The organism is Kocuria atrinae, assembly GCF_039531425.1.
In the GTDB taxonomy this organism is placed as follows: Bacteria; Actinomycetota; Actinomycetes; order Actinomycetales; family Micrococcaceae; genus Kocuria; species Kocuria atrinae.
On the sequence record NZ_BAAAQA010000033.1, the window covers coordinates 171,171 to 194,537 of the forward strand.

At 64.5% G+C, this 23,367-nt stretch carries 22 protein-coding genes and 1 CRISPR repeat array (1 of these 23 cut by a window edge); of the genes, 15 read left to right on the plus strand and 7 right to left on the minus strand.

What is annotated here, in order from left to right:
• Positions 1–408: a CRISPR direct-repeat array (repeat unit 29 nt; unit sequence GTGCTCCCCGCGCTCGCGGGGATGAGCCC) (it extends 3,896 nt beyond the left edge of the window).
• A 157-nt stretch (positions 409–565) separates the two neighbouring features.
• From ABD283_RS13345 to ABD283_RS13375, 7 genes are all read left to right on the plus strand, one after another.
• Positions 566–1,243, plus strand: coding sequence for a cyclodeaminase/cyclohydrolase family protein (locus ABD283_RS13345; protein ID WP_344225454.1), 678 nt, complete (start codon positions 566–568; stop codon positions 1,241–1,243).
• Positions 1,244–1,297: 54 nt separating this feature from the next.
• Positions 1,298–2,542, plus strand: coding sequence for an MFS transporter (locus ABD283_RS13350; protein ID WP_315275838.1), 1,245 nt, complete (start codon positions 1,298–1,300; stop codon positions 2,540–2,542).
• 57 nt (positions 2,543–2,599) lie between these two features.
• Positions 2,600–3,829: a M20 family metallo-hydrolase gene (locus ABD283_RS13355; RefSeq protein WP_315275840.1), complete on the plus strand. Its 1,230-nt coding sequence runs from the start codon at positions 2,600–2,602 to the stop codon at positions 3,827–3,829.
• Positions 3,830–3,929: 100 nt separating this feature from the next.
• On the plus strand, positions 3,930–5,231 hold the full coding sequence (locus ABD283_RS13360; RefSeq protein WP_344225455.1) for an ArgE/DapE family deacylase: 1,302 nt from the start codon (positions 3,930–3,932) through the stop codon (positions 5,229–5,231).
• 119 nt (positions 5,232–5,350) lie between these two features.
• Positions 5,351–6,481, plus strand: coding sequence for a CaiB/BaiF CoA transferase family protein (locus ABD283_RS13365; RefSeq protein ID WP_344225527.1), 1,131 nt, complete (start codon positions 5,351–5,353; stop codon positions 6,479–6,481).
• A 148-nt stretch (positions 6,482–6,629) separates the two neighbouring features.
• Entirely contained in the window at positions 6,630–7,808 is a 1,179-nt protein-coding gene (locus ABD283_RS13370) for an acyl-CoA dehydrogenase family protein (RefSeq protein WP_344225456.1), read from the plus strand.
• 106 nt (positions 7,809–7,914) lie between these two features.
• On the plus strand, positions 7,915–8,790 hold the full coding sequence (locus tag ABD283_RS13375; RefSeq protein WP_344225457.1) for a 3-hydroxyacyl-CoA dehydrogenase family protein: 876 nt from the start codon (positions 7,915–7,917) through the stop codon (positions 8,788–8,790).
• Positions 8,791–8,794: 4 nt separating this feature from the next.
• Here ABD283_RS13375 and ABD283_RS13380 read toward each other — a convergent pair whose 3' ends face one another.
• Together ABD283_RS13380 and ABD283_RS13385 are read right to left on the minus strand one after the other, a co-directional pair.
• Positions 8,795–9,694: an N-acetylglucosamine kinase gene (locus tag ABD283_RS13380; protein WP_344225458.1), complete on the minus strand. Its 900-nt coding sequence runs from the start codon at positions 9,692–9,694 to the stop codon at positions 8,795–8,797.
• Positions 9,691–10,011 carry a putative quinol monooxygenase gene (locus ABD283_RS13385; protein WP_344225459.1) on the minus strand — a complete coding sequence of 107 codons (321 nt, stop codon included), beginning with the start codon at positions 10,009–10,011 and terminating at the stop codon, positions 9,691–9,693. Before ABD283_RS13385 ends, ABD283_RS13380 begins: the two co-directional genes overlap by 4 nt.
• Positions 10,012–10,165: 154 nt before the next feature.
• Here ABD283_RS13385 and ABD283_RS13390 point away from each other — a divergent pair, with 154 nt between their 5' ends.
• Complete coding sequence (locus ABD283_RS13390) at positions 10,166–11,377, plus strand: cytochrome P450 (protein WP_344225460.1); 1,212 nt, start codon at positions 10,166–10,168, stop codon at positions 11,375–11,377.
• A 72-nt stretch (positions 11,378–11,449) separates the two neighbouring features.
• Here the strand turns inward: ABD283_RS13390 and ABD283_RS13395 are convergent, their stop codons facing one another.
• Both ABD283_RS13395 and ABD283_RS13400 read right to left on the minus strand, forming a co-directional pair.
• Positions 11,450–11,641 (minus strand): CsbD family protein, encoded by a 192-nt coding sequence (locus ABD283_RS13395; RefSeq protein ID WP_129701999.1) that lies wholly within the window; start codon positions 11,639–11,641, stop codon positions 11,450–11,452.
• A 140-nt stretch (positions 11,642–11,781) separates the two neighbouring features.
• Complete coding sequence (locus tag ABD283_RS13400) at positions 11,782–12,738, minus strand: hypothetical protein (protein WP_259917049.1); 957 nt, start codon at positions 12,736–12,738, stop codon at positions 11,782–11,784.
• A gap of 140 nt (positions 12,739–12,878) precedes the next feature.
• Between ABD283_RS13400 and ABD283_RS13405 the strand changes: the two genes are divergently transcribed.
• Entirely contained in the window at positions 12,879–13,886 is a 1,008-nt protein-coding gene (locus ABD283_RS13405) for a hypothetical protein (protein WP_344225461.1), read from the plus strand.
• Between the two features lie 6 nt (positions 13,887–13,892).
• On the opposite strand, the gene ABD283_RS13410 is transcribed toward ABD283_RS13405, so the two are convergent.
• Positions 13,893–14,375, minus strand: a complete 483-nt coding sequence (locus ABD283_RS13410; protein ID WP_344225462.1) for a MarR family winged helix-turn-helix transcriptional regulator — start codon at positions 14,373–14,375, stop codon at positions 13,893–13,895.
• 72 nt (positions 14,376–14,447) lie between these two features.
• Here ABD283_RS13410 and ABD283_RS13415 point away from each other — a divergent pair, with 72 nt between their 5' ends.
• From ABD283_RS13415 to ABD283_RS13430, 4 genes are read left to right on the plus strand one after another with little or no spacing between them, the layout of a single operon-like run.
• Positions 14,448–15,383, plus strand: coding sequence for an SDR family NAD(P)-dependent oxidoreductase (locus tag ABD283_RS13415; RefSeq protein WP_344225463.1), 936 nt, complete (start codon positions 14,448–14,450; stop codon positions 15,381–15,383).
• 38 nt (positions 15,384–15,421) lie between these two features.
• The gene (locus ABD283_RS13420) at positions 15,422–16,405 is read left to right on the plus strand and encodes an amidohydrolase family protein (protein ID WP_344225464.1); all 984 of its coding nucleotides are present in this window, start codon (positions 15,422–15,424) and stop codon (positions 16,403–16,405) included.
• On the plus strand, positions 16,402–17,571 hold the full coding sequence (locus ABD283_RS13425) for an acyl-CoA dehydrogenase family protein (RefSeq protein ID WP_344225465.1): 1,170 nt from the start codon (positions 16,402–16,404) through the stop codon (positions 17,569–17,571). Before ABD283_RS13420 ends, ABD283_RS13425 begins: the two co-directional genes overlap by 4 nt.
• A gap of 60 nt (positions 17,572–17,631) precedes the next feature.
• The gene (locus ABD283_RS13430; RefSeq protein WP_095798721.1) at positions 17,632–18,093 is read left to right on the plus strand and encodes a MaoC family dehydratase; all 462 of its coding nucleotides are present in this window, start codon (positions 17,632–17,634) and stop codon (positions 18,091–18,093) included.
• Between the two features lie 237 nt (positions 18,094–18,330).
• On the opposite strand, the gene ABD283_RS13435 is transcribed toward ABD283_RS13430, so the two are convergent.
• Positions 18,331–19,209, minus strand: coding sequence for an NAD(P)-dependent oxidoreductase (locus ABD283_RS13435; protein WP_344225466.1), 879 nt, complete (start codon positions 19,207–19,209; stop codon positions 18,331–18,333).
• Between the two features lie 245 nt (positions 19,210–19,454).
• Between ABD283_RS13435 and ABD283_RS13440 the strand changes: the two genes are divergently transcribed.
• On the plus strand, positions 19,455–20,903 hold the full coding sequence (locus tag ABD283_RS13440; protein ID WP_344225467.1) for a hypothetical protein: 1,449 nt from the start codon (positions 19,455–19,457) through the stop codon (positions 20,901–20,903).
• A 224-nt stretch (positions 20,904–21,127) separates the two neighbouring features.
• The gene (locus ABD283_RS13445) at positions 21,128–22,561 is read left to right on the plus strand and encodes a gamma-aminobutyraldehyde dehydrogenase (RefSeq protein WP_095798719.1); all 1,434 of its coding nucleotides are present in this window, start codon (positions 21,128–21,130) and stop codon (positions 22,559–22,561) included.
• A gap of 10 nt (positions 22,562–22,571) precedes the next feature.
• On the opposite strand, the gene ABD283_RS13450 is transcribed toward ABD283_RS13445, so the two are convergent.
• Positions 22,572–23,291 (minus strand): TetR/AcrR family transcriptional regulator, encoded by a 720-nt coding sequence (locus tag ABD283_RS13450; RefSeq protein ID WP_254049436.1) that lies wholly within the window; start codon positions 23,289–23,291, stop codon positions 22,572–22,574.
• Positions 23,292–23,367 lie beyond the last annotated feature (76 nt).

A 23,367-nucleotide genomic window follows, 5' to 3' on the forward strand; every position in this document is an offset into this window, starting at 1 on the left:
CGTGAAAGCGATGTGCTCCCCGCGCTCGCGGGGATGAGCCCGCGGCGTGGTCTGGCATCGTCACCGGGGCGCAGTGCTCCCCGCGCTCGCGGGGATGAGCCCACGTGAGGAGGAGCCGTGATGCTCTGGACTGAAGTGCTCCCCGCGCTCGCGGGGATGAGCCCATCCGCAATGCTGAACCGATGACCCCACCGACGTGCTCCCCGCGCTCGCGGGGATGAGCCCCGGGTCACCCTCAAACGTGGGTTCCGGGTTCTGTGCTCCCCGCGCTCGCGGGGATGAGCCCCGGGTCACCCTCAAACGTGGGTTCCGGGTTCTGTGCTCCCCGCGCTCGCGGGGATGAGCCCGGCATGGCTAGCCGGACGTTGCGTTTCATGGCGTGCTCCCCGCGCTCGCGGGGATGAGCCCGGCAGAGGCGGGGTCGGAAACACGACGACCGCCCCGACCTGCAACGCTACGCGGCACCCGCACCCGAGGACTTCGGGCCCTACCGCACCTTCTGCGGGACCTGAGCCCCGGAGCGGCCACGCTCGGAGTGGGGTCCATAGCGTCTAGACTCGGGTCGTTGTCCGCGGCCGCCCTCGGGCTCGCCGTGCCCGTACCCGATCCGTATCCCGGAGGAGCGACCGTGATCGACTCGCAGAACATCAGGGCCTACGTCGAGCGCATGGCCTCGGACGAGCCCGCCCCGGGCGGGGGAGCCGCCGCGGCCTTGCAACTCGCGCTGGGTGCGGCCCTGGTCGGCATGTCCGCCCGCTACACCACCGCCCCGGAGCATGCCGAGGATGCCCGGCACGCGGCCGGGCGCGCCGAGGAGCTCATCCCCGCGGCCCTGCACCTGGCCGACGCGGACGCCGATGCTTTCGGCGCTCTCTCCGCGGCGTACGCACTGCCCAAGGACTCGGACCAGGAACAGTCCGAGCGGTCCGGTGCGATCCAGGAGGCAACCGTGGGCGCCGCGCGGTCACCGCGGGATCTCGTGGACGTGGGCGCCGAGGTGCTCGAGCTGACCCGCGAGCTGGAGACGTGGGTCAACCCCAATGTTCTCAGCGACGTGGCCGCGGCCGCCGAGGCTATCCGGGCCGCCATTGCCACGGCCATGGCGACGATCGAGACCAACCTGGCCTCGCTCAAGGACCATGCGACGCGGGAGGAGCTGAACGCCGACGTCGAGCGCGCGGAGGAACTGGTCGACGGCGCCGTGCGGCTCGCACGTCGGATCAGGGAGCGGATCCGCGGTTGATCATGGCCGGGCCGGGTGTCGTGACCGGTAGGCGCAGGAAATGGGTGGGTACCGGTGATTGATTCCACCCGCGGTTCTGGTTCAGCGGTGTGGTTGTGGCTCTTGGTGGCCTGCGCGGTGCTCACCCAGTCCACGGTGAACCTGTTACGCCCGGTCACCTCCTACAAGCTGCTCGCGCTGCACGCGGACTCCGTGACCATTGGTCTCACCACGGCCGCCTACGCCCTGGTTCCGCTTTTCACCGCCGTGTGGCTCGGTCGGTACTCGGATCGGGCCCCGCAATTGAAACTCCTGACGCTGACCGGGGTGGGACTGCTGGTTGCCGGTGGGGCACTGTTGGCAGCTTCTCCCACGGTGTGGGCCATTGTGGCCGCCAGCGTGGTGCTGGGTATGGGCCACTTATGTTTCACTATTGGCGGGCAGGCGGCTATTGCCCGTTACGCCGCAGATCGTGATTTGGACAAGGGGTTCGGATGGTTCACCGCAGCCTTTTCCGCCGGGCAGATGATTGGGCCCCTCTTGGGTGGCTGGTTGGTGGGTCGGAGCACCGGGGTCGATTCCGCAGAACGCTTAGCTGATGTCAATCAGGCCCTGTCGATAGGCACCGCGCTGTCGCTTTTCGCCGTGCCGCTCCTGATCTTCCGGTTCACGCCACCCAGATCGACGACATCGCTCCCCGGCCAACCACGCACCGGCCAGATCGGCCAGGCCTCGGCGGAAAAGCCCACGGTGCTCGGAGTGCTCAAGGTTCCCCGCGTGGGTTCCCACATGCTCGCGGCACTGTCCTTGCTGGCCATGCTGGACATCCTCACGGCGTTCCTCCCGGTCATTGGCGAAGAAGCGGGTGTGGCACCCGTTGTGGTCGGTGTATTGCTGGGTGTCAGAGGGTTGGCGTCCATTGCCTCCCGAATACTTCTGCCGTGGTTAGCCGGGCGTTTCTCCCGACGCGCGCTCCTGCTGACATGCTTATTCGGTGCGGGCATCACCTTGATCATCCCGCCCTTGTTCTTTGAGCATTTCTGGATCACGGCCGCATTCTTGGCCATCGGCGGTTTCCTTCTGGGTTTGGGACAACCGTTGACGATGACCATGATCACCACGTCCGTGCCGTCCAATTGGCGTGGCTCCGCTCTGGCCGTGCGGCTCATGGGCAACAGGCTGGGACAGGTGGTGCTCCCGCTGCTCGCCGGTGTGGTCGCCGCTCCGTTGGGCCCTGCCGCCGCGGTGTGGATGTGCTGCGGTGTCCTGCTGGTGAGCGGTACCGAGAAGCTCTGGGGGGACAATCGTTCCGCTCGCTGAGCGCGTGCCGCCCCACGCGTACGATGACCGCAACTGGTTCCTATCCCGGGAGAGCTCATGTCCGCACTGCATCGGTCGTTCCTGCATGATTTTCAGCTCATGTCCCGCAATGGCGGGCTGGACTCCGGCGGTGTCGAACGCCAGGCCGCCACGGCCGCGGACGGTCTGAACCGTCAGTGGTTCGCCGGCTGGTTGGCGGCGCGCGGTGCCACGGTGCACTACGACGAGATCGGGAACCAGTTCGGCACGTTCGAAATCCACCCCGGCGCCCCCTACGTGCTGGTCGGATCGCACCTCGATTCCCAGCCCAGGGCCGGCCGGTTCGACGGCGCCTACGGCGTGCTCGCCGGGGCGAGCGTGTGCTCGGAACTGTACCGAGCGGCGTCGGCGGGGGAACTGGAGCTCACGTACAACCTGTGCGTCGTGAACTGGTTCAACGAGGAAGGCTGCCGGTTCAAGCCCTCCATGATGGGCAGCCTGGTGTACACGGGCAAACTCGAGCTGGAGACCGCGCTGGCCACCGAGGACGTTCACGGCGTGACCGTGCGGGACGCCCTCGACACCCTGGGTCAGCGTGGCACCGAGAGCATTCCCGAGGCGGCGGCGTACGTGGAGATCCACATCGAGCAGGGCAAGTCCATGGAGGAGAACGGGCAGACCATTGGCCTGGTGGAGGCCACGTGGGGTGCGCGCAAGTACGAATTCCGGGTGACCGGCGAGCAGTCCCACACCGGTGCCACGCTGATTGAGGATCGCAAGGACGCGCTGTTGGGTGCCTCGCTGCTCATTGCTGCGGCGCGCCGGATCGCGCTGGAGCACGACGTGATCACCTCATGCGGTGAGCTGCTGATCCTGCCCAATTCTCCCGTCGCGGTCGCTCGGGAGGCGCGCTTGTTGATCGACCTGCGCAGCCCGGATGCCGCCCGGCTCGACGCCGCAGACGCGGCCTTCGCGCAGGAGGTCACCAAAGCGGCGTCGGAGGCGAATGTGGAGATCGAAACTCTGAGCCGTAACGCCTGGGACGTGAAGAACTACGCGCCGGAGGGTGTGGAGCTCGCCGAGCAGGTTGTGCAGGAACTGGGTCTGCCGTACACGCGGATCATGACGCTGGCCGGCCATGATTCCACCAACGTCAAGGACGTGATGCCCGCGGTCATGCTGTTCGTGCCGTCCCACAAGGGCACCACGCACAACGAGTACGAATTCACCTCTGACCAGGACATGCTCTCCGGGCTGGACATGCTGATCGGCGTGATGACGCGGGTGGCGAAGGGCGAGCTGGCTTGAGTGCTGCGCACGAGCTTGCCGTGGGTTGGTAAAGCGGTTTATGCCTGTCCGCGCTGAGTCATAGAGTGTGTGGTGAAACACAACTCAATGAGGAGGCGCAGTGTCCCAACCCACGCAAGCTCAGGAAACCGCAATCCGTGAGGCGGTCGCGGAAGCGTTCGATCAGCAGGTCGAGTTCCTGCAGCGGTTGGTGTCCGAGCCCTCGCGGCGCACCGAGGAGCGCGCGGCTCAGGACATGATGGCGGCGGCCTTCCAGGACGCGGGCCTGAGCGTCGACCAGTGGACGCTGGACGCCGCCGAACTCGCGACCCACCCCGCCGCCGGTGCGGTCACCGTGGACTACTCGAACACTCCGGTGGTCGTGGGCACGTACGAACCTTCCGCCCCCGCCGACGGCGCTCGCAGCCTGATCCTCAACGGTCACGTTGACGTTGTACCCGAGGGTCGCGAGGACACGTGGACCACCAGCCCGTGGGACGGCCGGATCGAGGACGGCTGGATGTACGGCCGCGGTGCCGGCGATATGAAGGCCGGGTTGGTGGCCAACCTATTCGCGTTCAAGGCGCTGCAGGCTGCCGGGCTGGAACCCACCGGCCGCGTGCACCTGCAGTCCGTACCGGAAGAAGAATGCACCGGTAACGGCACCGTAGCCGCCATGCAGCGTGGCTACACCGCAGATGCTGTGCTGATTTCTGAGCCCATTGCCGAGACCTTGGTGCGCGCCAATCTGGGTGTGATCTGGTTCGACGTTGACGTCACCGGAACCGCCGCTCACGCGCACGAGATGGCCAAGGGATTCAATGCGCTGGATGCCGCGTACTCCCTGATCGGTGACCTGCGGGAGCTCGAGGACAGGTGGAACCAGATCACGGTGGGGGATCCGAACTTCGGGGACCTGGAGCACCCCATCAATCTCAACGTCGGCGTGCTGCAGGCGGGCGAGTGGCCGTCTTCGGTGCCCGACCGCTGCACGTTCACGGTGCGGGTCTCGGTTCCGCCGTCGCTGGGCTCTGCCGCGGCGTGGCAGGAGCTCGAGGAGTGCGTTGAACGCGCCGGCCGCGTGAACCCCGTGGTGTCCCAGGGCAAGGTGTCGGTGAGTAAGTCCGGCTTCTTCTCCGACCAGTACGTCCTGGAACCGGGCACGGAGGCAGAAGGGTTGCTGTCGGAGCTTCATGCGTCCGTGACCGGTGCGCCGCTGGAGTCCTACCCGTCGCCGGCGTACGTGGACTCCCGGGTCTACGGCACGTTCCAAGGCATCCCATCCATGGTCTACGGACCCCTCGCGGAAACCCTGCACGGCAAGGACGAACGCGTGAACCTGGAATCCGTGAAGCGCTGCACCGAGATCTACGCGCTCTACATCGCCCGCTGGTGCGGCGTGCGTGAGGCAGGTCAGAAGTGACCGCGCAGCCAGATCCATCGCGTACTGATCTCGGACAGGCTTCTCCGGAGCAGTCCGGCACGACAGCCGACGCCCAGGGCGAGAACCCGACCGGCACAACCCTCCCGCTCGACGGCGTTCTGGTCGCAGACTTCTCGCGAGTACTCGCGGGCCCGCTGGCCACCATGACGCTGGCGGATCTGGGCGCGCGAGTCATCAAGGTGGAACGCCCCGGTGCCGGCGACGACACCCGCAGCTGGGGGCCGCCGTGGTCCGACACCGGAGCCACATACTTCGAGTCCGCCAACCGCAACAAGGAGTCCGTAGCCCTGGACCTCACGGATCCGGAGGATCTGGCGCTCGCCAAGAAGCTGGCTCTCAAGGCCGATGTGTTGGTCGAGAACTTCAAACCCGGTGGGCTGGCCAAGCTGGGGTTGGGTTACGAGGACCTGCGGGATGAGAATCCGGGACTGATCTATGCTTCCATTTCCGGTTTCGGCTCCGCCGGCGGACGGAATCTGGCTGGTTATGACTTCCTGGTGCAGGCCGTGGGCGGGCTCATGAGTATCACCGGCCCAGCGGATGGCTCGCCGTATAAAGCCGGCGTGGCGTTGGTGGACGTGCTGTGTGCCAAGGACACGACCATTGGAGTGCTGTCCGCGTTGGAAGCTCGCCGGCGGAACAACGGTCGCGGATCCCACCTGGAGATCAACTTGCTCTCCAGCTTGCAGGGTGCGCTGGTCAACCAGGGGCAGGCCTACCTGGGGGCGGGCAAAGTCCCGTCACGCATGGGCAACGATCACCCCTCGATCGTCCCCTACCAGTTGCTGCAGTGCTCGGACGGCCCTCTTGCGGTGACCATTGGCAATGATGGTCAATTCGCCCGCATGGCCGGAGCTCTTGGCGTGCCAGACCTCGCTAAGGACGAGCGATTCGCCACCAATTCCGCCCGAGTGGCCCACCGCGAAATCCTGGTTCCTCTGCTCGAAGAAGCCCTCTCGGGTGATACCGCCCAGCACTGGGAGGACGTGCTCACGGGTGAGGGGCTGCCGGCGGGCAAGGTGGGCGGCATCGATGATGGGGTCGCACTGGCCGAAGACCTTGGACTAGAACCCACCGTTGATGTCCAGGACGCCTCCGGGCAGACCGTGGGCCGGCAATTCCGGCACCCCGTGACCTGGAACCCGCCGCTTGAATCACCCACCACGGCCCCGCCGCAGCTCGGGGAACACACCGAGTCGGTGATCGAATGGCTCAAGGGAACTTCTTAGGCGAGTGAAATAAAAAGGGGGCTGGCGCGGCGAGGTTTCGCGAGCGGCGTCGTCCCCGTAACGTGAGTCACAAATACACAATGGGTGCGGTGGCAGTCTGTCCCGGCCCCTGGCACTACCAGCACGAGCAATGATGCAAAGGAGCACCATGACCACCCCAGAGCTGTCCGCGGATCCCTCGGATCTGATCAGTTTCGATTCTCTGCTCACCCCCGAGGAACTCGAGCTGCGCGGAACCGTGCGCGAGTTCGTGAATGCGCAGATCAAGCCGAATATCGCCAAGTGGTTCGAGGCTGCCGAGTTCCCGCTGGAGATCGTGCCGGAGATGGCCAAGCTTGGTCTGCTGGGCATGCACCTCAAGGGTTACGGCTGCGCGGGTCGTTCGGCTGTGGAGTACGGTCTGGCCGGTGCTGAGCTGGAGGCCGGAGATTCGGGCCTGCGCACGTTCGTCTCCGTGCAGGGCTCGCTGGCCATGAGCGCCATTTACAAGTGGGGCTCCGAGGAGCAGAAGCAGGAGTGGCTGCCCCAGATGGCCGCCGGTGAAGCAATCGGTTGCTTCGGCTTGACCGAGCCGACCGCGGGTTCGGATCCGTCCTCGATGACCACCAACGCCAAGCGCGACGGTGACGACTGGGTGCTCAACGGCACCAAGCGGTGGATCGGCCTGGCCAACGTGGCCAAGGTGGCCGTGATCTGGGCGCAGACCGATGACGGGATCCGTGGCTTCGTGGTGCCCACCGACACCGCCGGTTACAAGGCCACACCCATCGAGCCCAAGCTGTCGATGCGCGCGTCCATCCAATGTGAGATCGAACTGACGGACGTTCGCCTGCCCGCCAGCGCGATGCTCCCCGAGGCCAAGGGCCTGCGCGGTCCCTTCTCGTGCCTCAATGAAGCCCGCTACGGCATCATCTGGGGCGCCATGGGCGCGGCTCGCGATTCGTTCGAGGCCGCCCTGGACTACTCCAAGCAACGCATGCAGTTCGACAAGCCCCTGGCCGGCTACCAGATGACCCAGCAGAAACTCGTGGACATGGCATTGGAGATCAACAAGGGCTTCCTGCTCGCCCTGCAGATCGGCCGCATGAAGGACGCCGGCACACTGCAGAATCACCAGATCTCGGTGGGCAAGCTCAACAACTGCCGCGAGGCCATCGCGATCGCCCGCGAGGCTCGAACCATCTTGGGTGGCAACGGCATCACGCTGGACTACTCACCGCTGCGTCACGCCAACAACTTGGAGTCCGTGCGCACCTACGAGGGCACCGACGAGGTCCACACCCTGATCCTCGGCCAGTACCTCACCGGTGAAGCGGCCTTCCGCTGATCGACACGTTCTACCTGGCGCTCGCGGCGGTTTTCGTCGCGGGCGCCCCCATTTCAGGACTGAGTTCGAATCCGATTCCGAATCCGAGTTCGAGGGAGACTTCCGCATGAGCACCACCATCGACAGCATCAAGAACATCACCGTGATCGGCGCCGGCGCCATGGGTCGCCAGATCGCGATGACCGCCGCGCTCGCCGGGTACCAGACCACAGTGCAGGACATCAGCCAGGACATGCTTGACGCCGCATCCGCCGAAATGAGCGGCTGGGCAGAATCCCGCGTGGCCAAGGGCAAGCTCGAGCAATCTGCCGCCGACGCCGCTCTGGGCAACTTGGCGTGGGAAACGGACCTCGAGCGTGCGGCAGCCAACGCTGACTTCGTGATCGAAGCCGCCACCGAGCGTCTGGACATCAAGCGTGGGATCTTCGAATCCCTGGGGTCCCTGGCGCCGTCGCACGCGATCCTGGCCACCAACTCCTCGACCCTCGGTTCGTCCAAGGTGGCCGAGGCCAGCGGGCGTGCGGAGCAGGTCTGCAACATGCACTTCTTCAACCCTGCCCTGGTCATGAAGTGCGTGGAAGTGGTCCGCCACGAGTCCACCAGCGACAACACCGTGGACGTCACCATGGAACTGGCTCGCCGCTTCGGCAAGGAACCGGTGCTCATCAACCGTGAGATCCCCGGGTTCATCGCCAACCGCGTGATGGGCGCGATCAACGACGAGTCCTTGTTCCTCTACGAGAACGGGTACGCCTCCAAGGAGGACATCGACGCCGCCATCCGCAACGGCCTGGGCCACCCCATGGGCCCGTTCGAGCTCATGGACATGGTGGGCCTGGACGTCATCGACTTCATCGCCCAGGCCACCTACGAGGAGACCGGCGCGGAAGAGGACAAGCCCAACGAGTCCATCTCCAAGCTCGTGGCCGAGGGCAAGTTCGGCCGCAAGTCCGGTGAAGGGTTCTACGAGTACAAGAAGTAGCCCCTCAACCCCATATCGCTCGGGCCAGGACCGGCGCGCCCAGCACCGGTTCCTGGTCCAGGGCAGTCACGTCCGTGAGGCCGGATTCAGCAAGTAGCCCTCGGAGGGTTTCGCCAACAATCGTTGGTGCCAGCCCACCTCCTAGCACCACGGGGAGGGGCCCGGTGAGCTGCTGGGCAACGGCGGTGGTGAGGGAGCGCAGTTCGGAAGCCGCGCGTTGCACCAACTCCTGTGCCACGGCGTCACCGTGCGCGGCGAACTTCACCACTGTGCGTGACAACCCTGCCCAGAACGAGCGGTCCGGTCGGTCGTGGAACGCTGCAATGAGCTCAACCGCGGAACTAACCTGAGACTGCTCCAGGATTGCCCGAGCAAACGCCGTGGGAGCAGCATCAGGGTCGCGCTGGTCGGCGCGTAGAACGGTGCGGACCGCTTCACGGCCCAGCCAGTAACCGCTGCCCTCATCACCGAGCAAGTATCCCCAGCCGCCGGAGCGGCGCTCGCGGCCGGTGGAATCGATGCCCCAGGCCACGGAACCGGTTCCTGCAATGACCGCGACTCCGGTGGTGTGACCGCCCGCGGCAAGAATTAAACGGGTGTCGTGCACCGCCGTGACTGGTACTTCAGGTGAGGCCCCGGAAACGGAGCGAATGAGGTGTTCGAGCCGAACGGCGTCGGCGGGAGTGTCCACACCACCGGCACCGGCGACCACCGGAACGCAAGGCCCAGCCCCCAGTTCGCCGAACACGTCGCGCAAGGCTGCAGCGGCGGCGTCGGTGGAGACGTTCTGAACGTTGGTGCTGGGGCCCCTGGCGTGGCGAACGGCCCGGCCATCGCGGAACAGCATCCCGCGAGTGGTGCTGCCGCCGATGTCCAGGCCGATCAGTTCGCCGGAGTGGGTCACCGGACCTTCAGCTCGCCCATTTCATCCCACCCGTCGCCGTCGATCTGGCGGGAAATGATGCGGGGAGTGGAGCCGAGGTACTGCGGAAGCTGCTCGGTCATCGCGGTGAAGTGGTCGGATTTCACGTGGGCCTCGGCGGCGTCGTCGTTGAAGGCCTCCACGAGCACGTACTCGTTGGGGTTGTCGATGCTGCGTGACCAGTCGAACCACTTGTTGCCGGCCTCGGCGCGGGTGGCCCGCGTGAACTCCTCGACCAGCTGCGGCCAGTTGTCCGCGTGCTCGGGCTTCACATCGAATTTCACAACGATAAAAATCATGGTGGGTGTGCCTCCTTGGGTTGCGGTTCTCCCCTCCAGCATATGGGCAGCAACTGGTGAAAATGTGAACAACGAGACTCTCCGAGCCCCTGAAAATACGCATATCATGGGCGAATAATGAGTGTGAACACCGCGGCTCCGAGGAGGACTTTCGTTGACTGAAACGCAACAGGCGCAGGATTGGGATCCGAGCGACCCGCGCGTGCGCGTGAATCAGACCGCCGCGTACGACCGCATGCGCGGCACGTGCCCCGTGGCGCATTCCGAGGCCCTGAACTGGTCCCTGTTCCGCCACGAGGACGTCTCGCGCGCTCTCCACGATCCCGAGACGTTTTCCAGCGCGGTTTCCCACCACGTTGCCGTGCCCAACGGCATGGACCCCCCGGAGCACACGGTCTTCCGAAAGGTGGTCGACCGCTATTACACGCCCGAGAAAATGGCCGAGTTCGAGCCCGCCCTCCAGGCACTCACGGCGCAGCTTCTTCAGGAGCTCACCGACGACGCCGTCCCGGTGACCTCGGGCGCGCGAGGCGAGGCGGCGGCGGCGGGCGCCGGGGGATCTGTGACCGTGGAGGTCATGTCCGAACTGGCGAACCCGTTCGCCCTGCGCTGCCAGTCCGCATTCATGGGCTGGCCACGTGAATTGGAGCCGGAGTTGGAGCGGTGGGTGCACCGTAACCACGAGGCCACTACGTCGCGGGATCGTTCGCGCACGGCCGAGGTGGCGCTCGAGTTCGACGGCTATATCCGGCAGCTGCTCGACGAGCGTCGTAACGCCCCGGCGGATCAGGACAACACCTCGCGGCTACTGCATGAAACGGTGTACGACCGGAAACTCACCGAGGACGAGATCGTGAGCATCGTGCGTAACTGGACGGTGGGTGAGCTGTCCACCATCGCGGGTGCGGTGGGGATCGTGCTGGGGTACTTGGCCGAGCATCAGGACGTGCAGCGCCAGTTACGGGAGAACCCGGAGCAGATTGTGGCCGCCACGGATGAGATCCAGCGCATTGAGGACCCGTTCGTGACTAACCGACGCGTGACCACCGAAGATGTGGAACTGTCCGGTCGGAAGATTCCCGCGGGATCCAAGATCACCCTGATGTGGAGCTCAGCCAACCGCGATGACACTGTGTTCAGCGATCCTGATGATTTCCGCCTAGATCGAGACCCTGAACAGAACCTCGTGTACGGGGCAGGTATTCACGTGTGCCCCGGGGCTCCCATGGCGCGGCTGGAATTAAAAGTGCTTTTGGAGCAGATCTTCGAACTGACCGAGCGAATCGAATCCGCGGGCAAGTCGGTTCGTGCCGAGCACCCCGCCGGAGGGTTCCACACCGTACCGGTGCGTTTGGTGCTGCGTTAGGGGTTTCACCCATGCGTAAGGCCCCCGCCAATGGCGAGGGCCTTACGGTCAAAAAATTGCGTGGTGCGGAACCTAGTTGAGTCCGTCCTTCAGGTTCTTGCCGGCGTCTTTGACGTTTTCCACGGACTGCTTGGCGCCACCAGAAGCCTTCTGGGATGCACCTTCAGCCTGCATATCGCGGTTTTCCGTGGCATCACCAAGCTTTTCCTTGGCGGATCCGGACGCTTTCTCCGCAGCATTACTGATTTTATCGCCGATTCCCATAGGCACTTCCTCTCGTAGAACGAACAGGTATCCATAATGTAAACGGACTTCCCTGGGAGGGGAAGAGGGGGAGCCTGGTATTTCGCCCAGAGCGTGCGCCCACCCCGCCTGTTCGGGCCATCAACCCAGGTCAGGGGTGGTTACTGGTAAGACACAAACCACGGCTTGGGTTCTAGGTTGTACGTCTGCTCCGGGGTGAACGTGGGGGTGTCCTCGTCGTAGAAGTTCTTCCACGCCATGTGGATCCCCTCGGGCAGGCCCTGCTGCAGTACGCCCCAGGTTTCCTTTTTCATTTCCGGAGTGCCGTGACCGTCAGCGTGGAGAATGATTTCCAGCTCGGGGTGGTCGGTCTTGATGTTCTCGCGGTTCTGAATCATGGCCATGGAGAACTGGTGCAGGATCACGGCCTTCTGGGGCAGGTTGTTCTCGGCAGTGAGCTCGGCCAACCACTCTGTGGTCTCGTTGATCTCTTCTGCGGAGACCGAGCCGATCTGCTGCAGGTGCACCTGTCCGGGAGCCAAGCGCCACTCGGGATCCAGGGCCAGACCAACGTTGGGGCGCTTGAGGAGCTCCTCGTACTGCTTGGCCTGACTCAAGAAGTCACTCTGACCTGGCTGCAGGTCCAGCACCACGTACACGCCGTTCTTCTCAGCGGCCTCGATGTAGGGGATGAAGTGGTCCACGGGGACTTCATTGGAGTAATTGCCGTCAGGACCGGGATCAGAAGATGCTGAGGTCACGATGATCTCGAACGACGGGATCACTTTTTCCTCGCTGTACGGCTGGTACTGCTTGGCCAGCTCGATGGCGCGTTGAGCCGATTCTTCCGGTCCCTGCTCACCCAGGACGCCCAATCCGGGGGTGCCCGGATGACCGTAGAGCGCGACGAAGCGCCGGTCCGGGAAGAGTTCGGTTCCGCCGCCGATCAGTTCGGGCGGTTCCGTGGGCGATGGCGTTGCCTCGGGCGCCGACGACGCTCCGGAGCCACTCTGAGTGGCCGCTGCCTGATCGGGGGTTTCGGTGGCGGCGTCACCACACCCTGTCAGCAAGAGGGCGGCGCAGGCAGCGGTGGCGATGGCGGTGGAGAGTCGGCGCATGGCGCAAATACCTCAGGGGGTCGGTCGGTCACGGGGTAACGCCCATGGTCAGCGTGCTGTCCAAGTGGCGGTACTGCCAGCCTATGCGCAAACGGTTAGTGGGCATGGCAACATGACAGTACCGACCCCCGGAGGTTCTCATGAGCTCGCCCTACACACCCCCAACGGGTCCATCGGGCCCTCACGAGCCCTCCGAGGACGGTTCACGCGTTGAAGGGCCGCAGGAGTATGCCCCGGCGTACGGTTCGGCCAAGCCTCGAGAAGGAACCTCGGTCAAGACGGCCATCCTGTTGATCGGCGTTGCCGCACTCATCGGCCTGCTCGTGCTGGGCGCCCTGCTCTGGGCAATCACCAGAACGGTTCCCACACTATTCGGCGGTGGTGAAGAAGATCCGCCCGCGCCGCCTCCCACTACGGCGGTCGCCCAACCAACTCAGGAACGCGAGCCGACGACGTCGCCGTCGGCCGCAGCGTCGAGCGCCCCGACCCGCGGGGAGACCACGGAACCCGAGCGTCCTGTGGCCCAGGGCGGAAGTTTGCAAGCGCCGACCGGGGACCCCTTGCTCAGCAAGGAAGGCGAGTTCACGGAGACGGTCCTGGAGGAAAGTGACGAGATCGCGATCGAGGTTCCGGATCATGACGGGCCGCTCCTGATCACGTGGTCCGTGACGAGTGACCGCGAAAGTGGCGGGGTTTTCCTCAACGCCCACGAGAGCAAGAGTGGGGAGATGACCGAGCACATGGGCTCCGTCAGTGACGGCCAAACGGGCATGTGGCTCATCGACGCGGATCCGGATGAGCCCAAGACCACGGTGATCTACCCCCAGGGCAACGGCGATACCCAGTGGAAGGTGCAAGGGTTCCCGGTCTCTGAGGTCCCCCGCGTGGAGCGGGGAGCCGAAGTGACCGGCAGTGGACCCGGAGTCTTCGCGGTTCCGGCCGGTGATGAACAGGATTACCGCTTCACGTCCGAGGAGGGTGTGCCGCGAGTCGAGGTCTACGACGCGGACGACCTGAGCTCATGGCATCAGTTTGAGTACGGAACCGGCCCCGTCGAGTTGGACGTCACGGCGGGTTCCAGCGACCAGATCCTGATGGTGCACGCGGACGGCGGATGGACGCTGGAGCCGCGCAACGGTTGGTTCTGAGGAGGGTCAGTCCAGCGAGATCTTCCGCAGCATGGCTAACAGGTTGGCGCGCTCCTCGTCGGAGAGGTTTGAGAGCGTCCGGTCCGAGGAAGACTCCACGGCGACCTTGGCCTTTTTGTAGAGCTTCTGGCCCTCGGTGGTCGGCACGATGATCTTGGAGCGACGGTCGTTGGGATCAGTCTGGCGCTGCACCAGCCCCCTCTTTTCCAGCGCGTCCACGATCAGCACGATCTGACTGGGGTCCAGCACCAAGTGGTAGCTCAGCTCACGCTGCGTGGGGTTCTTCTTGCCGCACACCAGGGACAACACCGAGTAGTGGCGTACCTTCAGCCCCAGGTCGGCCAGGGCACGGTTTGCCGTGGCGGAGCCCAGCGAACTGGCGCGCGCCATGAGAAACACGGGCTCTTGCGATAGGTCGGATTCTCTCAGTGTGTGCGGCATGGCTCCATCGTAACCGGAAATCACCATGTCATGGAGAATCTTAATCATTGACAATCTCAACGAAATGCGATGCCATGGTTTCAGCACATCGTGAACCGCATCACTTACTTGGGAGCAGACATGACTCAGACACCTCTCGCTGGCAAGGTCGCCATCATTACCGGCTCCGGCCAAGGCTTGGGCCTGGCCTACGCGCAGGAACTCGCCCGCCAGGGCGCGTCCGTCGTGATCAATGACGTCAACCAGGACACTGCAGACGCCGCCGTGGAATCCATCGTGGCCGAAGGCGGCAAGGCCGTGGCCGTCGTCGCCCCCGTGGGTGATACCGAGGCCGCAACCGCGCTGGTCAACGGGGCCGTGGAGGCTTTCGGCCGCCTGGACATCCTGGTCAACAACGCCGGCGTGCTGCGCGACAAGTCACTGTTGAAGATGACCGATGAGGACTTCGACCTGGTCATCAAGGTCCACCTGCGCGGCACCTTCACCTGCGTGCGCGAGACCTACCGCTACTTCAAGGAGAACGGCGTGGCCGGCCGCATCATTGCGATCGGCTCGCCCACCGGTCAGTACGGCAACTTTGGCCAGACCAACTACGCCGCCGCCAAGGCCGGCATCGTGGGCATGATCCGCACCTTCGCACTCGAGATGAAGAAGGCCGGCGTGACCGCCAACGCCGTGATCCCCGTGGCCGCCACGGCCATGACCAAGACCGTCCCCTTCTTCCAAAAGGCCGTCGAGGCCGATGAGCGCGGCGAGGCTATGCCCTCCTTCTTCCGTCACGACCTGGGCTTCGGCACCGCCGCTGACGTTGCAGGCTTGATCACGTGGTTGGCTTCCGACGACGCCGCTGACGTCACCGGCCAGGCCATCGGCGCCGGTGGCGATCGCCTCCAGCTGTTCAGCCACCCCACGCCCCTGGTCACCGAGTACCGCGAAGGCGGCTGGAACTACGATGCCCTGGCCGAGCAGGCTCACAGCCTGTTCGAGGGCAAGTTGCAGACCTGTGGCGAGAAGATGCCCCCGCTGCCCGAGGAACTCCAGCCCGCACAGGGCTGAGCCACGTTCCGAACCGGTAGAACTGAAGGGAAATCACCATGCCTTATGAATTCGGTACAGAGCTCGCCCAGCGCGACGGCATTGACATGCACGTGCACATCGAGTGCTCGGACCACGGCCACGCGTCCTTGCCGCAGGCCCTGACGGAGGCGTCCGCCAAGTACTTCAAGGCGGAGGACCGCTCCCCGTCGCTGGACACCATTGCCGAGCGCTACCGCGAGTGGAACCTGGCCGCGGTCGTGTTCACCGTGGACGCCACCACCGCCCTCGGTCACGAGCCCAACTCGATCGAGGAGATCGCGGAAGGCGCGGCGCGCAACAACGACGTGCTGATTCCCTTCGGTTCCGTGGACCCGCTCCAGGTTCCCCAGGCCGTGGAGCGCGCCAAGCAGCTGGTCGAGGAATTCGGGGTCAAGGGCTTCAAGTTCCACCCGTCGCTGCAGGGCTTCGACCCCTCGGACGAGAAGTACTACCCGATCTACGAGGCCATCCAGGAACTGGGTGTCCCCGCCCTGTTCCACACCGGTCAGAACGGCATGGGCGCGGGCCTCCCGGGTGGTTACGGCATCAAGCTGGGCTACTCCAACCCGTTGCTGCTGGACTCGGTGGCCGCTGACTTCCCGAACCTGCAGGTCATCATGGCCCACCCCTCGGTGCCGTGGCAGGAAGAGGCCAACTCGATCGCCACGCACAAGGCGAACGTGTGGATCGACCTGTCCGGCTGGTCGCCCAAGTACTTCCCGGAGCCCCTGGTGCGCGCCTCCAACTCGATGCTTCAGGACAAGGTGCTCTTCGGCACCGACTACCCGCTGATCACCCCGCAGAAGTGGCTGGGTGCTTTCGAGCAGCAGCGCTTCAAGGACGAGGTCAAGCCCAAGATCCTCAAGGGCAACGCCCTGCGGCTCTTCGGCCTCGGGGAACTCGAGGGGGCCTACGAACCCAGCGAGGGCGGCGTGGTCGTCGCGGCCAAGGAGTACGCCGCTGAGAAGGCGGCCCAGGCGCAGAAGGTGGAGCGGGCATGAGCGAGCTGTACCCGGACTGCGACCCGTACGGCATTGCCGACCGGCTGACCGAGGCCGAGCGCGCACCCATCCTGCGCTTGCGGACAGTGCTCGATAATGAGATCAAACCGCTCGTTGCCAAGTACTGGGAGAAGGGTGAGTTCCCCTACCAGATCGCGCCGTCCCTGCACGGGCTGAACCTGATGACCCCGGAGGAGATCGACGGTGAGCCGCGCTCGCTGTACCACGGGTTCCGGATCTTCGAACTGGCCCGCACGGATGCGTCGATGGCCACGTTCTACACGGCGCAGGCGGGCTTGTTCCGCACCTCGTGCCGCGTGGGTGCGTCCCCGGAACAGTTCGCCGAACTGGACCCCAAGATCACCTCGTTCGAGACCACCGGTGTGTTCTGCCTGACCGAACCGGACCACGGTTCGGACATCGCCGGCGGCCTGGCCGCGACGGCCGAGCGCCAGGGCGATGAGTGGGTCATCAACGGTGCCAAGCGCTGGATCGGTGGTGCATTCACCGCCGATTACCTGGCCGTGTTCGCCCGCGACGTGGCCGACGGCCAGGTCAAGGCGTTCCTCGTGGACCGCGAGGCGCCCGGCGTAACGCTCGAGAAGATCTACGGCAAAACCGCCCTGCGCATGATGCAGAACGCGGACATCTCGCTCGAGAACGTGCGCGTTCCCGAGGCGCAGCGACTGCAGAACTGCAACTCGTTCAAGGACGTTGCGGCCATGCTGCGCGTCATGCGCTCGGACGTCGCGTGGATCGCCACCGGCATTCAGGCCGGAGCGTACGAGGCCGCGCTGCGTTACGTGTGTTCCCGCGAACAGTTCGGCAAGTCGCTGGGCAGCTTCCAGCTCGTGCAGGAAAAGCTTGCGCGCATGCTGGGCAACGTCACGGCGAGCCTCTCGATGGTCTCCGACCTCGCCGCGAAACAGGACCGCGGCGAGTACCGGGACGAGGATTCCGCGCTCGCCAAAATGTGGATCTCACTGCACATGCGCGAGACCGTGGCCCTGGCCCGCGAAGTGGTCGGAGGCAACGGGATCACGCTCGCGACCGACGTCGCCCGCTTCCACGCGGACGCCGAGGCCGTCTATTCCTACGAAGGCACCCACGAGATCAACGCGCTCGTGGTCGGCCGATCCATCACGGGCAAGTCAGCTTTCGCCTGATTCGCCGACGACGCCGCGCGCCGTTGCGCTCTCTTTACTCATTACCCCAAGGAGAATTTCATGACCGCCAAGACCGTTGTTTCCTTTGACGAAGTTGCCGACCTCGCCGGTAAGGACCTGGGCTTTTCCGAGTGGCGCGAGATCACTCAGGACCAGGTGAACTTGTTCGCTGACGCCACCGACGATCACCAGTGGATCCACACCGATCCCGAGAAGGCCGCGTCCGGTCCGTTCGGTGCACCGATCGCCCACGGCTTCCTGACCCTGTCCTTGCTGATCCCCATGTGGGGCGAGCTCTTCGACGTGTCCGACGTGAAGACCAAGGTCAACTACGGCCTGGACAAGGTCCGCTTCACCTCACCCGTGAAGGTCGGTGCGCGAGTGCGCATGACCGTGACCATTACGGAAGTCTCCGAGGTCAAGGGCAACGGCCTGCACCTGGTGGCCGACGCGACCATCGAGATCGAGGGCGAAGAGCGCCCCGCAGTGGTGGCACGCTTCTTGAACCGCTTCTACAAGTAAGCGTTCTCTGCGGCTTTGCACCTCAGGGCCCGTTAGAATCCTCCGCTACATGTGACGGCTCGTAAGAGCCCTTGCGGCGTGGCTTGAAGGTTCTAATGAGCCCTGAGGTGTGTTCGAGGGTTCTAGCGGAACGTGGTGTGTGCGGCGCTCACAGTTTCTACTGCTCGGTGGCGTGTGACCCGTGGCGTGCGGCCCGTGTGCCCGGTACCTAATGAGCGCTAAGTCGTAGCGGCGCCATCAGTCCTTGGGCGTACCGCGCTCCGCAACCCACTTCTGGAACACTGCGGAGTCCTGTTCGCCCAGCCCCGCGTCGATGAGCTGCTCCGCGGCGCTCGCAATGGGTCCACCCAGTACCGACTTGGTTCCGGTGGCGCGGGCCGCGTCCAAGTAGGCGGAGACGTCCTTGTGGACGAACGCCGCCTGCGCGGACACCGAGTAGTCGTGGGCCACGAGCTTGGGCGTCTTATCGTTCATGATCACCGATCCCGCATAACCGCCCTGGAGCAGGTCCAGCAGCTTGGCCAGATCCAGCCCGGCGCGTTCGGCCACCACGCTGGCCTCGGAGATCGCCACGATCTCGGCCGCGCAGATCAACTGGTTGCACGCCTTGGCCACCTGCCCCGATCCCAACGGCCCCAGATGAACGGGGCGACCGCACGAGGACAGGACGTCCGAGACCAGGCCGACGGCGGCGTCGTCGCCACCCACCATGATGGACAGGTCCCCGCGGATCGCGCCGGCCTCCCCGCCGCTGATGGGAGCGTCCACGAACTTCACGCCCGAAGTGTCCCGGTGCCAGCGAGTGATATCAACGGGGGAGACCGTTGAGCTGATCGCCAGGATCAGGCGGTCGTGGTCGGCGTCGCGCTCGCGGGCGCCCTCGACGAGTTCATCGAGCACCCCGTCGATCTCCGGGGCGCCGGGTACAAGCAGGATGACGACGTCGCACTGGCGCGCCATGTGTCGCGGCGAATCCACCGCGCGTGCCCCCTCCGCCTTGTGGAGGCTGCGATGCAGGACCACCACGTCGTGCCCGGCGTCGATGATGTGCCCGGCCATGGGCTTGCCCATGGATCCGAGACCGATGATTCCCACGGTGTGCGGTGATGGGCTCATGCTGTGGCTCCTGGCGACGGTGACGGCTGGTTCCATCATGCCCTGAAGACCGCTGTCAGCGTCCAGGGGCGTGAGGGCCGGCGCCCCAACTTGGAGAATTTCGGAGCTCAACTTGGAGATTTTCGGAACCAAACTTGGAGGTTTTCGGATGATGAGAAGAGCAGCCTGCTGCGGTGAATCTGGCGATGCAAGGCTGTCCAGAGGGCTTATATGAGAATGATAATCACTTAAGATAAAGTGCTCGCATGCACAACATCGAACGCATTGCCCCCGAAGGGGCTCACTTGCCCATGTCCGGATCCACCAAGGGACGCCGTCGCGCGCCCATCACCATGGCTGCGATGGCTATCGGGGCACTTGCTCTCACCGCGTGTGGGGCGGGTGGCAATGGTGAGGCGGGAGCGACGTCGTCGTCCCCGAGCGCCAGCGAAACCGCGAGCGAGGCCGCCGCGAAGGAAGTCTCGAGCCTAACCCCGCGCGCCGTGGTGTCCTACGACGGCGGGCTGCTGACCGTAGACGCCGAATCCGGTGAGGTGGTGGATGACACCAAGAAGGACGGTTTCCTGCGACTCAACAACGCTGGCGACGGACGGCACGTGATGGTCAGCGACAGCGACGTGTTCCGGGTCCACGACACCGGACTGGACGCGCACAAGCACGGGGACCACTATCACTACCGCGAATCTGCGCCGCAGCTGACCGACGTGACCTTCGATGCCCCGCACGCCGGGCATGTGGTGGTTCACAACGGCAAGACCACGCTGTTCGGCGACGGTGACGGCTCCATCAAGACCTTCGACTCCGAGGCGCTCAAGGAGGGCAAGCCGGAGATGAAGGAAACCAAGACCGAGAGTCCGCACCACGGTGTGGCGCTCGAGCTGGCCGACGGCACGCTGTTCACCACGCAGGGCACCGAGGACGATCGCAACACCGTGCAGGTGCTCAACAAGGACGGCTCGGTCAAGGCCGAGACCCAGGACTGCCCGGGCGTGCACGGCGAGGCTGCTGCGGAACCGGGTAAGACCACCGACACCGTGGTGGTGGGCTGTGAGAACGGGCCCGTGATCTATCGCGATGGTGAGTTCCACAAGGTCGCTGTGGCTGACTCTTATGCGCGCTCGGGCAATCTGGCGGGTTCGGAAGAATCGCCGATCGTGCTGGGTGACTACAAGGTGGATGAGGACGCGGAGCAGGAGCGGCCCACCCGCGTTGCGCTCTTCGACACCCGTGATGACTCGCACCAGCTGGTCGACCTGGACTCCTCCTACTGGTTCCGTTCGCTGGCCCGCGGGCCCGAGGGTGAAGGTCTGGTCCTGACCTATGGCGGCAAGCTCAACGTGATCGACGAGGAGACCGGCAAGGTCACTCAGAAGATCGACGTAATCGAGCCGTGGGAGGAAAAGGAGGACTGGCAGGAGGCCGGTCCCGCAATCAAGGTGGCCGGTTCCAACGCGTACGTGACCGACGCGGAGAACAAGAAACTCCACGTGGTGGACCTGTCCAAGGGCGAGGTGACCAAGTCCATCGACCTGCCGGAAACCCCGGTGGAGATGGCCGTGGTGACGGGCAAACCGGAGGCGCCGGCGCATGACGAGGAGTCGGGCGACCACGGTTCGCACGAGGGCCATGATCACGCCCACGACGACGCCGCTCCCTCCGCGGGTGCCGAGGGTCATGAAGGGCACAATCACTGAATAGCCACTCCTCGAATGAGATAGCTCAGGCTCCAAGAGGCGCGTGCGATCGGTTCACCTTCCTAGGTGGCGGTCGTGCGCGTTTCTCTTGGGGGTTCAAAAATGAATGACGATCATTTAGAGTGATCCACACAACCCGACGGCTCGAAGCACAGATTTCCGTGCATCACGAGACGATGACGGCACGGGCAACGTGAGACGCACTCACAAGCAGGAGGATTTCCATGGCAGAGGTGCTGCAGAATTACATCAACGGCCAGTTCGTGAAAGCTCACGGGCAGGACACTATTGACATCGTGAACCCCATCGACGCGCAGACGGTCGCGGTGGCTCCCATCTCCGACGAGGACGACGTGAACGCAGCCTTTGAGGCGGCGGTGGCTGCGGCCAAGATCTGGAAGCGGTCGACTCCGGCCGAGCGCCAGGACGCACTGCTCAATCTTGCCGAGGGCCTCCGGGAACACCGTGACGAACTTGTGGAGGCTCAGCACCGCAACACCGGTCAGCCCAAGGAGCAGATCGGTGTGGAAGAAGTGGACGCGGGCATCGACAACCTCAAGTTCTTCGCCGGCGCGGCCCGAACTCTCGAGGGCAAAGCAGCCACCGAGTACATGAGCGAGCACACTTCCTACGTTCGCCGTGAACCGGTGGGTGTAGTCGCTCAGGTGACTCCGTGGAACTACCCACTGATGATGGCAATCTGGAAGATCGGCCCGGCGCTCGCCGCGGGTAACACGATCGTGTTGAAGCCCAGCGATACAACCCCGGAGTCCACTTTGTTGCTGGCCAAGATTGCTGGAGAGGTTCTCCCAGCCGGAGTGCTCAATGTGGTTCTGGGTGATGGCGGCACAGGGGCTCTGCTCACCGAACACCCTGTGCCAGCCATGGTGTCCATCACCGGATCGGTGCGTGCGGGGCAGGCGGTGGCCAAGAGTGCCGCTGCAGGAGTCAAACGCACCCACCTGGAGCTGGGAGGCAAGGCGCCGGCAGTTGTTTTCGCAGATGCGGATCTGGAGCGCGCGGCGGAACAGCTCATCGGCTTCGGTACTTTCAATGCGGGTCAGGATTGCACGGCCGTCACCCGGATCCTGGTGCAGGACAGTGTTCACGACAAGTTCGTGGAGTTGCTGGCCGCGGAGGCTAAGAAGGTTTCGACCGGCAGCGCGGACGACTCTGAGAACGATTACGGCCCGCTCAACAACAAACGTCACTACGCGGATGTGTGCAGCAAGCTGGAGAACATCCCGTCTCACGCCACTGTGGTGACTGGTGGGAAGCCGGTTGAAGGCTCAGAAGGTTTCTTCGTAGAGCCCACGGTCATTTCTGGCTTGCGTCAGGATGACGCGCTTGTTCAGGAGGAGACCTTCGGACCAGTACTTACCGTGCAGTCCTTCTCATCCGAAGAAGAGGCTGTCGAGCTCTCCAATGACGTTCCCTACGCTCTGGCTTCCAGTGTGTGGACCTCGGACCACGGCACAGCAATGCGCGTGAGCCGTGACCTGGACTTCGGTTGCGTGTGGGTCAACACCCACGTGCTCCTCGTGTCGGAGATGCCCCACGGCGGCTTCAAGTACTCCGGCTACGGCAAGGACCTGTCCCTCTACTCGGTCGAGGAATACACGCGCGTCAAGCACGTGATGCACTCGCTCGAGGTCTGACGGTCCAGATCTAGTCGGCCGTGGTGCCGTTCTGCAGGGCTTCCAGGGCCAGGCGAAATCCAGCCAGCAGGCTCCGCAGGCCCACATCGAAAGCGACATCAGCCGGTGACGGTGCCCGGGGCGCCTCGGCGGCGTCGTGGTTCAGCGCAGAATGCAGGAGGAGATCACGGTGAGCAACGGCTGCGGAAAAAACCGGGGCGATCTCGCTGAGTTCGCCGGGATCAAAGATATTCTCGGGCGCCACGGCGTCATAGGCAGCTCCGAAGACCAGGGACTCGACGGCCACGATCGTATTAACCACCCAGGACTCGGGCCAGCCGGCGCGGGTGAGTCCCGCGGCAACCTTCTCGTACATACGCAGCGTGTGTGGGGAGTTTGCCACGGGCAGTACGGCCATCACCGGAATCAGTGGGATGTTGCGAGCGTAGACGTCGCGGTAGGAGCGGGCCCATTGGTCCAGAGCCAGGTCCCAGGGCTCCGACTCAAAGGCGCTGCAGTCGATATCCTGGTTCACGCGGTCCTGGATCAGGATCATGATGTCCCGTTTGGAGCCCACATGGTTGTACAACGCAGACGCAGAGACACCCAATTGTTCAGCCATCGCGGACATGGTCAGGGCGCGGTAACCCCGGCTTTGGATCAAGGACACGGCTGCGGAAGCGATCTTGCGCTTGGTCAGCACTGGGCTCAGGGGCCTCCCTCGACCGCGTGCGCGACTGTCCTGACTCACTGATCCTCCTGATACCCCGGGCTCCACACACGGTGACCCGCGGGGATGGATAACAACAACAGTAAACATGACGTGC

Bases quoted from the DNA above. Each gene is read 5' to 3' on its own strand.
- ABD283_RS13405 (WP_344225461.1), top strand. From the start codon at position 12,879: ATGAGCTCGCCCTACACACCCCCAACGGGTCCATCGGGCCCTCACGAG.
- ABD283_RS13370 (WP_344225456.1), top strand. From the start codon at position 6,630: ATGACCACCCCAGAGCTGTCCGCGGATCCCTCGGATCTGATCAGTTTC.
- ABD283_RS13435 (WP_344225466.1), bottom strand. From the start codon at position 19,209: ATGAGCCCATCACCGCACACCGTGGGAATCATCGGTCTCGGATCCATG.
- ABD283_RS13420 (WP_344225464.1), top strand. From the start codon at position 15,422: ATGCCTTATGAATTCGGTACAGAGCTCGCCCAGCGCGACGGCATTGAC.
- ABD283_RS13410 (WP_344225462.1), bottom strand. From the start codon at position 14,375: ATGATTAAGATTCTCCATGACATGGTGATTTCCGGTTACGATGGAGCC.
- ABD283_RS13400 (WP_259917049.1), bottom strand. From the start codon at position 12,738: ATGCGCCGACTCTCCACCGCCATCGCCACCGCTGCCTGCGCCGCCCTC.
- ABD283_RS13415 (WP_344225463.1), top strand. From the start codon at position 14,448: ATGACTCAGACACCTCTCGCTGGCAAGGTCGCCATCATTACCGGCTCC.
- ABD283_RS13375 (WP_344225457.1), top strand. From the start codon at position 7,915: ATGAGCACCACCATCGACAGCATCAAGAACATCACCGTGATCGGCGCC.
- ABD283_RS13440 (WP_344225467.1), top strand. From the start codon at position 19,455: ATGCACAACATCGAACGCATTGCCCCCGAAGGGGCTCACTTGCCCATG.
- ABD283_RS13385 (WP_344225459.1), bottom strand. From the start codon at position 10,011: ATGATTTTTATCGTTGTGAAATTCGATGTGAAGCCCGAGCACGCGGAC.
- ABD283_RS13425 (WP_344225465.1), top strand. From the start codon at position 16,402: ATGAGCGAGCTGTACCCGGACTGCGACCCGTACGGCATTGCCGACCGG.
- ABD283_RS13430 (WP_095798721.1), top strand. From the start codon at position 17,632: ATGACCGCCAAGACCGTTGTTTCCTTTGACGAAGTTGCCGACCTCGCC.
- ABD283_RS13445 (WP_095798719.1), top strand. From the start codon at position 21,128: ATGGCAGAGGTGCTGCAGAATTACATCAACGGCCAGTTCGTGAAAGCT.
- ABD283_RS13355 (WP_315275840.1), top strand. From the start codon at position 2,600: ATGTCCGCACTGCATCGGTCGTTCCTGCATGATTTTCAGCTCATGTCC.
- ABD283_RS13395 (WP_129701999.1), bottom strand. From the start codon at position 11,641: ATGGGAATCGGCGATAAAATCAGTAATGCTGCGGAGAAAGCGTCCGGA.